Origin of the sequence: Collinsella sp. TF07-1, from assembly GCF_003437235.1 — a bacterium.
In the GTDB taxonomy this organism is placed as follows: Bacteria; Actinomycetota; Coriobacteriia; order Coriobacteriales; family Coriobacteriaceae; genus Collinsella.
On sequence record NZ_QSRV01000009.1, the window covers coordinates 79928 to 92973 of the forward strand.

Sequence of the window (13046 nt, forward strand, 5' to 3'; positions counted from 1 at the left end):
CCGCACGAGCCGAAGAGCACTTAATGTGCTCTTCGTGCGAGCCCAGGACCTGACCGAGCGAAAACCTTGCGCCTGGCCTTCGGCGGTGCGGCCGGATGGTGGAATTGTGTGCAGCCCGGTTTCCCGTTGACCGACGCCGGGGTCCCCGCCATAATACTTTCGGTTCACGCACGAATCCGCTGCCAGAGACAGCCGGTGCAAACGGGCATCGCCCGCGAGCTTAATGGGATATCCCGCCAGCCGAGGTGGTCGAGTAGATATGTCTTCTCGCCCCCGTCGCTCATGCAGCGCGGGGGCTTTCTTTTTGGACATGCCCCCGTCACGTCCTTGTGGCGGACCGTGCCCGGAAAGAATTCGAGGAGGTGTAATTCATGCCCCAGCAGTACAAAATCGACAAGGTTGCAGAGATCGAGTCTCGTATCGCCGAGAACGCCGGTCTGTTCGTCGTCAACTACAACGGTCTGACGGTTAAGCAGGCTCAGGAGCTGCGTCATCAGCTTCGCGAGTGCGGCGCCGAGATGAAGGTCTACAAGAACAACCTGGTCAAGATCGCTCTCAAGAACCAGGAGCAGCCCGAGATCGACGAGATCCTCGCCGGCCCCGTCGCTTATGTGTTCTACGAGACCGAGCCGGTCGAGGCCGCTAAGGCCCTTAAGGACTTCTCCGCTAAGTCCAAGGGCGTCCTTGAGATCAAGGGCGGTATCTCCGACGGCAAGGCCGTTTCCGCTGATGATGTTAAGGCTATCGCCGAGCTGCCCACCAAGGATCAGCTTCTCGGCCAGATCGCCGGTCTCATCTCCGGTTTCGCTCGCGACATCGCTGTCTGCGTCAACGGCGTTTCCTCTGGTCTCGCTCGTTCGATCCAGCAGGTCTCCGAGCAGAAGGCAGCCTAGTCGCTGTTTTCACCCGCGGCGGCAACGCCGCACCCCTGGCGCATTCGCGCCGTGTTTTAACTGATCTCCGTGCATCCGCACGGAAACCGAAAGGACTTAGAAATGGCTAAGCTTACCACCGATGAGATCATCGATGCTCTTAAGGAAATGACCCTTCTCGAGGCTTCCGAGCTCGTCAAGGCTATCGAGGACACCTTCGGCGTTTCCGCCGCTGCTCCTGCCGCTGTTGTCGCCGCTCCCGCTGCTGGCGCTGCTGAGGCCGAGGAGAAGACCGAGTTTGACGTCGTGCTCGAGGGCTTCGGCGACAACAAGATCCAGGTCATCAAGGCCGTCCGTGAGCTCACCAACCTTGGCCTGAAGGAGGCCAAGGAGGTCGTCGAGGGCGCTCCCAAGGCTGTTCTCGAGGGTGCCAAGAAGGAGGACGCCGAGGCTGCCAAGGAGAAGCTCGAGGCTGCTGGCGCTGCTGTCACCCTCAAGTAATCAGGCTTTCTCGCCAGATTCCTTTGCAGACGGGGTTCGCATTGCGAGCCCCGTCTTTTTTGTTTTTCGGTCCCTCGGCATCGGTTGCTCAATCTGCCATGTTCTGTGATTTGCGTCGTATCGGGTGCCCTGCCGTTGGGCAATAAAATTGCACCATTCGAGCAATAATTTGCGTTGACCTGCTGAAGAATTGTCTCTGCCTTGTAGCGACATATAGTTCCAGCGGTAAGATGCTTGGGTATCGCAATTTGGTCTGCGGCTGTGTGCCGCACGCATGGGGCGCTTTTGCGCCTGCGAAAGGATCTTTGAATAACATGAAGGCAATCATCCCCGCCGCCGGTCTTGGCACGCGTTTTCTGCCTGGTACCAAGTGCACGCCCAAAGAGATGCTGCCGGTGCTCGACAAGCCGGTCATCCAGTATGTCGTCGAGGAGGCCCTCGACCCCGAGGAGGTCGATGATGCCATCATCGTTACTTCTCCCGGTAAGCCCGAGCTACTGAACTACTTCCAGCCCGATCGCTCGCTCGAGAACCTGCTGCGCGAGCGCGGCAAGAACGCCTATGCCGATGCCGTCGCCCACGCTGGCGGTATGCCGGTCGACTTCCGTTATCAGTACGAGCCCAAGGGCCTCGGCCATGCTATCCGCTCTGCTGCCGACGCCGTGGCAGGGGAGAACTTCCTGGTTCTTCTGGGCGACTACGTTGTGCCTAACCGCGACATCTGCGACAAGATGCTCGCCGTTTCCAAGGAGCACGGTGGCGCTTCGGTTATCGCTGTCGCTGCTTGCTCGCCCGAGGAAGTCAGCCGCTACGGCGTTATCGCCGGCGAGCGCGTCGGTTCGCTCGAGGGCGCCGAGGGCGTTGCCGATGCCGAGCCGGGCGCTGTCTGGCGCATCGGCGGTCTGGTCGAGAAGCCCGCTCCCGAGGCGGCTCCGTCCAACCTGTACATCGTCGGTCGTTACCTGCTGAGCCCGCTGGTCATGGACCTGCTCGCCGATCAGCAGGCCGGCAAGGGCGGCGAGATCCAGCTTACCGACGCCATGGCCCGCTCGCTCGACCGCGAGGCCATGTACGCTGTCGTCATCGATCCACTTTCGGGCTACGACACCGGTACCCCGTCTGGCTGGATGGCCACCAACGCCCTCATGGCCGCAAGCGACCCTCGCTTTGCCAGCGCCTTCTGGGACGCCATCGACGAGCGCGGCGGTTTGATGCGCAAATAAGCCTTCGGGCATCGACATTTACGGGTGCGGACTTCGGTCTGCACCCGTTTTTTATGCGAGCTACAGCTTAGCCCCGGAAAGTGCGACCCACAATTTGGCCGAATTCTGGGACGCGCTTTCCAGCTGAGGCCCCTAGCGGAAACTGCGACCCGGAATTTAGGCTCAGAATGGGATGTGCTTTCCCAAACAGGGCTCAACCGGAAACTGCGTCCCAGTTTGGGGCCTCAAAACGGGATGTAATTTCCGTCCGGCCAACCCTCGCTGCCATTCCGCCGTTCAGCGGCCAGCACCAGCAGGCTCGTTCACAGAAAATATATGAACAGGTGTTCGATGCACACCTATCTACCTGCGTATTTTCTGTCGAAAAACTTTGCTACTCCAAAAACTCAATCGCGTCAAGGCTTTTCTTGCCCAACGGTCGGTACCTGATAAACTATTAGTTTGCGATAACTGGCGAAGCCATGCCTCGCCAACCCACCGAGCATTTCCGTGAAGGAGGAAAAACCTGGTGACCTACGCATACACTGCCACTGAGCGCAAGCGCGTCAGCTTCGGGAAAATCCCGGAGGCCATGGAGCTCCCCAACCTTATCTCTGTTCAAAGGGAATCCTTTGAGCGTTTTAAGGACGAGGGCCTTCGTGAGGCGTTCAAGGAATCCAGCCCCATCCAGAGCCAGAACCATGTTCTCGAGGTTACCTTCGGCGAGCATCAGTTCGGCGACCCCGCGCACACCGTCGAGGAGTGCCGCGAGAAGGATATGACCTATCAGGCTCCGCTTCTGACCGACGTCCGTCTCACCAACAAGGAGACCGGCGAGATCAAGGAGCAGCTCGTCTTCATGGGCGACTTCCCCATGATGACCGATCAGGGCACCTTTATCATCAACGGTACCGAGCGTATCGTCGTCTCGCAGCTCGTCCGCTCCCCGGGCGTGTACTACAGCTCCGAGATGGATTCGGGCAAGCAGATCTACAAGGCCCAGATTATCCCGTCCCGCGGTGCCTGGCTTGAGTTTGAGGTCGACAAGCGCGACCAGCTCATGGTCTCCATCGACCGTAAGCGCAAGCAGAGCGCCACGATGTTCCTGCGCGCCCTTGGCATCGCCGTCACCAACGACGACATCATCGAGCTGCTCGGCAACTCCGATGTGATCAAGCGCACCCTGGAGCGCGACACCGCCCTCACTCGCGAGGACGCCCTCATCGAGATCTACCGTCGCCTGCGCCCGGGCGAGCCTCCCACCGTGGACGCTTCCCGCAGCCTGCTCGAGGGTCTGCTCTTTAACCCGCAGCGCTACGACCTGGCCCGCGTCGGTCGCTACAAGGTCAACAAAAAGCTCAACCTCACCACCGAGGAAGAGGTCACGGTGCTCACCGACGAGGATATCGTCGCGACGCTGCGCTACCTGCTGTCCCTCGCTGCCGGCGAGCAGGGCTTCAAGGTCGACGACATCGACCACTTTGGCAACCGCCGCATCCGTACCGTCGGCGAGCTCGTCGCCAACCAGTTCCGTATCGGCATGAGCCGTATGGAGCGCGTCGTCCGTGAGCGCATGAGCTCCCAGGACATCGACGAGATCACCCCGCAGTCGCTCATCAACATTCGCCCGATCGTGGCCTCCATCAAGGAGTTCTTCGGTTCCTCGCAGCTCTCGCAGTTCATGGACCAGGCGAACCCCCTGACCGGTCTGACCCACAAGCGCCGTCTGTCCGCACTCGGCCCTGGTGGTCTTGCCGGCCACAAGTCGGGCTCCAGCCGCCGCACCAACGTGCCGACGGCCGTCCGCGACGTTCATAACTCGCACTACAGCCGCATGTGCCCGATCGAGACCCCCGAAGGCCCCAACATCGGCCTGATCGGCTCGCTCGCCCTCTACGCCCGCGTCAACGAGTATGGCTTCATCGAGGCCCCGTTCCGTCGCGTCGAGAACGGCGTTGCCACCGACCAGATCGACTGGATGACCGCTGACGAGGAAGAGAAGCACGTCATCGCGCCGGCCAACACGCCGCTCGATCCTAAGACCAACGAATTCATCACGACCGATGCCGAGGGCAAGCTTGTCCGCCCGCACACTGTGATCGCCCGTACCCGCGACTTCGACGGCTCCTTCGGCGCTCCCGCCGACGTGCCTGTCGAGGACGTCGATTACATGGACGTCTCGCCGCGTCAGATGCTCTCCGTCGCAGCCACGCTGATCCCGTTCCTCGAGCACGACGACGCCAAGCGTACGCTGATGGGCGCTAACATGCAGCGTCAGGCCGTGCCGCTGGTTCACCCCGCCGCTCCCTATGTCGGTACCGGCATGGAGCGCCGCGCCGCTCTGGACTCCGGCGAGGTCACCCTGGCCAAGAACGCCGGCGAGGTCATCTTTGCCGACGCCGCCAAGATCATCGTCAAGCATGCCGGCGGCATGGATGAGTATCACCTGGCCAAGTACCAGCGCTCCAACCAGTCCACCTGCATCAACCACCGTCCGCTCGTGCGCGTCGGTGACACCGTTGAGCAGGGCGAGCCTCTGGCCGACGGTCCTTCGACCGATCACGGCGAGCTCGCACTGGGCCAGAACCTCACCGTGGCCTACATGCCGTGGGAAGGCTTTAACTACGAGGACGGTATCGTCGTGTCCGAGCGCCTGGTGGCCGAGGACCTGCTGACGACCATCAACATCACCCGTCACGAGATCGACGCCCGCGACACCAAGCTCGGCCCCGAGGAGATCACCCGCGAGATCCCGAACCTCTCCGAGGACATGCTTGCCAACCTCGACGAGGACGGCATCATCCGCATCGGCGCCGAGGTCGGCCCTGGCGACATCCTGGTCGGCAAGGTCACGCCTAAGGGCGAGAGCGCTCTGACCGCCGAGGAGCGCCTGCTGCGCGCCATCTTCGGTGCCAAGGCTCACGACGTTCGTGACACCTCCCTTAAGATGCCTCACGGCGCTTACGGCCGCGTCATCGACGTCGTCCGCTTTAGCCGCGAGAACGGCGACGACCTGGCCCCCGGCGTTAACGAGCAGGTGCGCGTCTACGTCGCCCAGCGTCGTAAGATCCAGCAGGGCGATAAGATTGCCGGCCGCCACGGCAACAAGGGTGTTATCTGTAACGTTCTGCCGGTCGAGGACATGCCCTACATGGCTGACGGTACCCCGATCGACGTTATCCTCAACCCGCTGGGCGTTCCTTCGCGTATGAACGTCGGCCAGCTGCTCGAGTGCCACCTTGGCTGGGCTGCTGCCTGCGGTTGGGATACCGAGCAGGCCGATTCCGACAAGTACGTCCCCGGTCCGTTCTTCACCGCGACGCCTGTCTTCGACGGCGCCAAGGAGGACGAGATCGCCGAGGTCATTCGTCGCGCCAACAAGAACATGCTCAACAAGGCCACCGCTGCCTTTGGCGATCACATGCGCCCCGAGTTTGTCACCCAGCTTGACGAGCGCGGCAAGACCCGCCTGTTCGACGGCCGCACCGGCGAGGAGTTCCGCGAGCCCATTACCGTGGGTACGTCCTACATCCTCAAGCTCGGCCACATGGTCGACGACAAGATCCACGCCCGTTCGACCGGCCCTTACAGCCTGGTTACCCAGCAGCCTCTGGGCGGCAAGGCCCAGTTCGGCGGCCAGCGCTTCGGCGAGATGGAAGTTTGGGCACTGTACGCATACGGTGCTTCCAACGTCCTGCAGGAGATCCTGACCGTCAAGTCCGACGATACCGTGGGCCGCGTCAAGACCTACGAGTCCATCGTCAAGGGCGAGAATGTTCCGGTCCCGGGAATCCCCGAGTCCTTCAAGGTTCTCGTCAAGGAGATCCGCTCCCTCGCACTGGACATCGAGCCCATGCACGATGCCGACGAGGACGCCTCCGCCCCTGTGACCGCCGAGGAGACCTCTGCTCTCGACGACCTGGCTGCGCTCGCCGGCGTTGACGCCGACGTCGAGGCCGAGGATGCCGAGACCGCCGAGGCGCCCGAGGCTGTCGCCGCCACGACCACTGATAAGGAGTAGTTGACTGTGGCAGATTTCGAAGCTACTGATTTTGACTCGGTAAAGATCTCCCTTGCCTCCGCCGACCAGATCCGTTCCTGGTCGCACGGCGAGGTCAAGAAGCCGGAGACCATCAATTACCGTACCCTCAAGCCCGAGAAGGACGGCCTGTTCTGCGAGAAGATCTTCGGTCCCGCCAAGGACTGGGAGTGCTCCTGCGGCAAGTACAAGGGCATCCGCTTTAAGGGCATCGTCTGCGAGCGCTGCGGCGTCGAGGTCACCTCGGCCAAGGTGCGTCGCGACCGCATGGGCCACATCGAGCTCGCCGCTCCCGTGTCCCACATCTGGTACTTCAAGAGCCCCACGAGCTTCCCGATGAGCCGTATGCTCGACATCAAGTCCAAGGACCTCGAGAAGGTTCTGTACTTTGCCAGCTACATCATCACCGAGGTCGACTACGAGGCCCGCGAGGCCGACGCTGACGACCTGCGCGAGGAGCTCGCCGCCGATCTGGAAGAGATCGATGCCGAGTGCGCCCGCCAGATCGAGTCCCTCAAGGAGCAGGGCAACCCCGAGAACTTTGACGAGTTCTCCGACGAGGAGCCGCTGACCCCCGAGGAGATCGCCTCCGGCATCGTCGACATCGAGGAAGAGTGCAAGGACGAGAAGCAGCTCCGCACGGACGCCTTCAACGCCTTCATGAAACTCACCGAGCGCGACCTCATCTCCGATGAGCCGCTGTTCCGCGAGATGACCCGCTACTACTCCATGTACTTCAAGGGTGGCATGGGTGCCGAGGCCGTCCGCGACCTGCTCGCTGCCATCGACCTCCCCTCCGAGGCCGAGAAGCTCAAGGCCATCATCGCCGACGAGGATTCCCAGAAGCAGAAGCGCGAGAAGGCCGTTAAGCGCCTCGAGGTCGTTGACGCCTTCCTGAAGGGCGGCAACAGCCCCGCGAACATGATCCTGGACGTCATCCCGGTCATTCCGCCCGATCTGCGCCCGATGGTCCAGCTCGACGGCGGCCGCTTCGCCGCGTCCGACCTCAACGACCTGTACCGTCGCGTGATCAACCGTAACAACCGACTCAAGCGCCTGCTCGACCTGGACGCCCCTGCGATCATCGTGAACAACGAGAAGCGCATGCTCCAGGAGTCCGTGGACGCCCTGTTCGACAACGGCCGTCGTGGTCGCCCGGTCTCTGGCCGTGGCGGCCGCCCGCTCAAGTCGCTCGCCGAGGCTCTCAAGGGCAAGCAGGGTCGTTTCCGTCAGAACCTGCTGGGTAAGCGTGTCGACTACTCCGGCCGTTCGGTTATCGTTACCGACCCCAAGCTGCTGCTGCACCAGTGCGGTCTGCCCAAGACCATGGCGCTGGAGCTCTTCAAGCCCTTCGTCATGAAGCGCCTGGTCGAGCTTGGCAAGGTCGAGAACATCAAGGGCGCCAAGCGCGCTATCGACCGCGGTGCCACCTTTGTGTGGGATATCCTCGAAGAGGTCATCGACGGCCGCGTCGTGCTGCTCAACCGCGCACCGACCCTGCACCGTCTGTCCATCCAGGCCTTTGAGCCGGTTCTGGTCGAGGGCAAGGCTATCCACCTGCACCCGCTGGTCTGCTCGCCCTTCAACGCCGACTTCGACGGCGACCAGATGTCTGTCCACGTGCCGCTGTCCAGCCAGGCTCAGGCCGAGGCCCGCGTGCTCATGCTCTCTGCGAACAACCTGCGCTCGCCGGCATCCGGCAAGCCGGTCAACATCCCCTCGCAGGACATGATCATCGGTGTGTACTACCTGACCCAGGTCCGCGACGGTCTGCCGGGCGAGAACCACGTGTTCGCCAGCTTCGACGACGCGCTGCACGCCTATGACTGCCGCTCCGAGGTCGACATGCAGGCCAAGATTCAGGTCCGCGTGTCCGCTGCCGACGCCAATGTCATCAACGAGGACGGCACCCGTATCTTCCGCGTCAAGAACGGCAAGAACGAGTTTGTCGACTACGACGTCACCGGCAACAAGACCGCGCGCTTCGAGACCTCTATCGGCCGCATCATCTTCAACCGCCAGTGCCTGCCCGAAGACTACGAGTTCATGAACTACAAGATGGTCAAGGGCGACGTGGCCAAGCTGGTTGCGGACTGCTGCGATCGCTATCCCGAGGCCAAGGTCGGCCCGATCCTCGACGCCATCAAGTACTCCGGCTTCCACTACGCTACCCGCGCCGGCCTCACCATCTCGGTGTGGGACGCTCTCATCCCTGCCGAGAAGCAGGAGCTGCTCGACCGCGCCCAGGCCAACGTCGACCAGATCAACGAGTACTTCGAGGAGGGCTTCATCAACGAGACGGAGCGCCACATCGAAGTCGTTAACGAGTGGACCGCTTGTACCGACAAGGTCGCAGCGCTCATGCTCGACTTGTTCGACGAGGAGAACCCGCTCTACATGATGGCCGACTCCGGCGCCCGTGGTTCTAAGACCCAGCTGCGTCAGCTCGGCGGCATGCGTGGCCTGATGGCAGACATGTCCGGCGAGACGATCGACCTTCCCATTAAGGCGAACTTCCGCGAGGGCCTGCTGCCGCTCGAGTACTTCATTTCGACCTACGGCGCCCGTAAGGGCCTGGTCGATACCGCATCCCACACCTCGGACTCCGGTTACCTGACCCGTCGTCTGGTCGACGTGGCCCAGGACGTCATCGTCCGCGAGGAGGACTGCGGTACGCACGAGGGCGTTACCTACAACCTCATCATCCCCGGCACCACCGACCTCAACACCGATCTCGTCGGCCGTTGCTTCATTGAGGACGTCGTGGCCCCCGATGGCACCGTGCTCTTTGAGCAGGATGGCTACATCGAGAAGGTCGCCGACATCCAGAAGATGGTCGATGCAGGCCTTAAGAAGGTCAAGCTCCGCGCGCTGCTCACCTGCCGCTCCAAGTACGGCGTGTGCCAGAAGTGCTACGGCTGGGATCTTTCCACCCGTCGTCCGGTCGCCATCGGTACCGCGGTCGGCATTATTGCCGCCCAGTCCATCGGCGAGCCCGGTACGCAGCTTACGATGCGTACCATTCACTCCGGCGGCGTCGCTGGCGTCGACGATATTACGCAGGGTCTGCCTACGGTCAGCCGTATGTTCGATATCGTCGGCAACGTCAACGAGAAGATTCTGGGTCGCGAGGCCGAGCTGGCTCCGTACTCCGGTCACCTCTCGATTAAGCCCGAGAAGTCCGAGTACGTGCTGACGCTCACCGACTCCGAGGATCACACCCGTGTTCTCGACGAGCGTCGCGTCCCCGCTTCGGTGCGCTTCATGCCCGAGATCGAGGACGGCTGCGAGGTTCGCGCCGGCGACCAGATCACCAAGGGCTTCGTCAACTTCCGCAACCTGCGCAAGCTGACCGACATCGAGTCGACGATGCACACCTTCGTCGAGAGCGTCAAGGACGTCTACACCAGCCAGGGCGTCGACCTGAACGACAAGCACATCGAGGTGCTCGCACGTCAGATGCTGCGTCGCGTTCAGATCACCAACCCCGGTGACTCCAAGTACCTGCTTGGTCAGTACGTCGACCGCTATGAGTTCGCCGACGAGGTCGAGCGCGTTGCCCGTCTGGGCGGTCAGGCTCCCGTGGCCGAGCCCGTCATCCTGGGTACGCTCAAGGTCGCGTCCAACATCGACTCTTGGCTGTCGAGCGCTTCGTTCATCCGCACCGCCGGCGTCCTTACCGAGGCTGCCATCGAGGGCAAGGTCGACCACCTGCTCGACCTTAAGTCCAACGTCATCGTCGGTAAGAAGATCCCGGCTGGTACTGGTCTCAAGCCGTACGCCAACGCCAAGCTGACGTATCGCACGGCCGACGGCTACGTGGACATCGACGGTCCGGCTTCGCCCAACGCCAAGTCGCTGCCCGAGTGGGCTCCTGTGGAGCTCAAGGACCTGGACGAGCAGCTCCCGCAGCAGCTCGACTGGGCCGGCTACGACGAGTTCGGTGGTGCTGACGGTTCGTTCACCCGCAACGGTCACACCATCTCCGCCGAGAAGGCTCGTCTGTACCTGTTCGACGACCTGGGCGTGTCGCAGCGCTGGACCAACAAGTTCAGCGAGGTTGGCATCGAGACGGTCGGCGACCTGGTTGGCAAGTCCGAGGAGGATCTGCTGCGCATCGATGGCATCGGCGCCAAGGCGATCGAGGAGCTCCGTGACGGCCTGGAGGCCCACGACCTGCTCTACATCCTCGAGAACAACGACGACGTTGCCGACGAGGAAGACCTCTCGCAGCTGCTGCAGATGGTCTTTAGCCCCGACGGTCCGGACGATATCCTGCTGGGCACCTCCGCCACGCCGACGCATCACGCCGATGCCGACGAGGAGCTCCTGGGCGCCCCGATCGACGACAAGAAGGCTCCCGCCAACGGCGCGATCAACGAGGACATGGCTTCCCTCGACGAGCTGCTCAACCAGCTCGTGGACACCGACGACGCCGAAGAGGCCAAGGACAACGACGAGGAGTAATTAGTTCCGCCGTTCTAACGAACGGCGGCGACCTCCGTCGCTGCGCGGCCCCCAGAGCTACAATCTGTCATTCAAAAGGCAGGGCATGACCAAAAGGTCAATGCCCTGCCTTTTTCATGCCACCTTGTACGCTCTGGGGGCCGCTCGCTTGCGTATGCTCAACCTGTTGCGTTCCGTTGATCCCTTGCCAAAAAGGGACAGGTTTATTTTGGTCGGTTTTTCATGCTTGAATTTGAAACATTTCGCCCGACAAGAGCGTATCTATGGTGAGGGCCTCATCGAGAACCATTAATGTCACCGGGAGGTGATTATGGAAGAACAAGCTTTTAGACAGGCGGTAGAAGACCACCGGGATGTCGTGTTTCGGATCGCATTGACGTATCTGCGTGATCGCGCCGACGCCGACGATGTCGCTCAAGACGTCTTTCTGAAATTACTCAAAAGCGATACGCATTTTGAAAGCTGGGAGCATCTTCGTCGATGGCTTATTCGGGTCACGATCAATGAATGCAAATCGCTCTTTCGAAAGCCATGGAGGCGTGTGGAGGATATTGAGAACCTGGCCGATTCGCTTTCGACGGCGCAGGAGGAGACCAAGGCAGTCCTGTCAGACGTTATGCGACTTCCGGAACGATTCCGTGTTCCCATCATGCTCTATTACTATCTGGGCTTCTCGACTTCAGAGATTGCCGAGTTGCTGCACGTACCAGCCGCGACAGTTCGAACGCGTTTAGCTCGCGGCAGATCGAAACTCAAGTTCATCCTAGAGGAGGGCGACCGTGAAATCCAACCAGATCAAGCAGGCCTTCGAGTCCGTCCAAGCCGATAGCGATCTTGCTGACCGTGTTCTTTATGCCGCTGCTGGCGATCCGCTTCGCCGAAAGGGTCACGCGAAGCCTCTGTATGTTGCCGTAATCGGATGTCTTGCCGGAGTGCTGGCGACCGGAGGGGTCGCCTACGCTGTTGTCAATTCCAGTTATTTTGCCTCTGCCTGGGGAAACCATGGCAACGGAGAGTCCGTTACCTGGACAAATGGCGGCTCGTCGGGGACGAAATATACCTACACCAGAGAGTTTGGTGATGGTATCGCGCCCCAAAGCCTGGAGGGTGCAGTCCAGAAGGTCAATCTGTCCGTCGAGGGCAACGGCTATACACTCGACATTCATGATATGGCTATCGATAAAAACGGTTGCGGTGCTGTGACGTTTACATTGTCCAATCCGAATGGCGTTAACTACTACAAGCCGGCGGCAGAGCTTGGCGAACTTGTTCTCTATGGTGAAGAAGAAGGGGGCGTCAGTACACCCAGCATGAACTTCGGCGAGGAATGGGCTGATACACGCTGCACCATTGATAAAGACACATCAAGCGACACGGTCATTAACGGCACGATGTACTTTGCATCTTGGAATCGCGATCGAGATTTACGACATGCGGTCACCTGGAATATCAGTTGGACGGAGGGCAAAGGTGAGGATGCGAAGGTGATCGAGGTGTCGACGCCCGAGTTTAGCATCGGAGCGTACGTCGATACAAAGAAGCTGAGCTCTGACGACTCACCTCTTGAAATCAGCCCGTTTTCCATCCAGACGCACATCGATGATCTGGGCGATGAAGCAGTCGATCATAAACTGACCGTCATCTACAAGGATGGATCGGAGCAGGTTATCAAAGACGATGCCGCGGGCGCGTACAACTTCTATGTTTCACTGGCGCGCAATAACGGCGAGAACATCTGGGTGCCGACAAAGCTGATCGATGTCGATCAAGTAGTCTCGGTAACCCTTGAGGGCACGAGGTGCACATCGACAGGGGAGACTCAAACGCAAGAACCCTTTACCATCATCTATTCGTAAGGTCTGAGGCCGCTTCCCACCAGGGGAAGCGGCCCATTTTGCGCTAAAGCGACGTTTCCCCAGATAAAACCAACCAAAATAAACCTGTCCCGTTTTGGCAGGTAACGTT

Annotated in this window: 7 protein-coding genes; all 7 read left to right on the plus strand. The window is 60.9% G+C overall.

Annotated features, from left to right (window positions below; translation table 11 throughout):
- Positions 1-371: 371 nt before the first annotated feature.
- The 7 genes from rplJ to DXC67_RS05325 all read left to right on the plus strand — a co-directional run bounded on the left by rplJ (position 372) and on the right by DXC67_RS05325 (position 12937).
- On the plus strand, positions 372-893 hold the full coding sequence (rplJ, locus tag DXC67_RS05290) for a 50S ribosomal protein L10 (protein ID WP_055250258.1): 522 nt from the start codon (positions 372-374) through the stop codon (positions 891-893).
- Between the two features lie 102 nt (positions 894-995).
- Positions 996-1373, plus strand: coding sequence for a 50S ribosomal protein L7/L12 (gene rplL, locus DXC67_RS05295; protein ID WP_006235005.1), 378 nt, complete (start codon positions 996-998; stop codon positions 1371-1373).
- Between the two features lie 314 nt (positions 1374-1687).
- Complete coding sequence (locus tag DXC67_RS05300; RefSeq protein WP_117637621.1) at positions 1688-2596, plus strand: UTP--glucose-1-phosphate uridylyltransferase; 909 nt, start codon at positions 1688-1690, stop codon at positions 2594-2596.
- Between the two features lie 571 nt (positions 2597-3167).
- On the plus strand, positions 3168-6596 hold the full coding sequence (locus tag DXC67_RS05305) for a DNA-directed RNA polymerase subunit beta (protein WP_229071722.1): 3429 nt from the start codon (positions 3168-3170) through the stop codon (positions 6594-6596).
- Between the two features lie 6 nt (positions 6597-6602).
- On the plus strand, positions 6603-11081 hold the full coding sequence (locus DXC67_RS05310) for a DNA-directed RNA polymerase subunit beta' (RefSeq protein WP_199410624.1): 4479 nt from the start codon (positions 6603-6605) through the stop codon (positions 11079-11081).
- Between the two features lie 310 nt (positions 11082-11391).
- On the plus strand, positions 11392-11910 hold the full coding sequence (locus DXC67_RS05320; protein WP_117637624.1) for an RNA polymerase sigma factor: 519 nt from the start codon (positions 11392-11394) through the stop codon (positions 11908-11910).
- Positions 11861-12937, plus strand: a complete 1077-nt coding sequence (locus tag DXC67_RS05325) for a DUF4179 domain-containing protein (protein WP_117637625.1) — start codon at positions 11861-11863, stop codon at positions 12935-12937. Before DXC67_RS05320 ends, DXC67_RS05325 begins: the two co-directional genes overlap by 50 nt.
- The last annotated feature ends 109 nt before the right edge of the window (positions 12938-13046 follow it).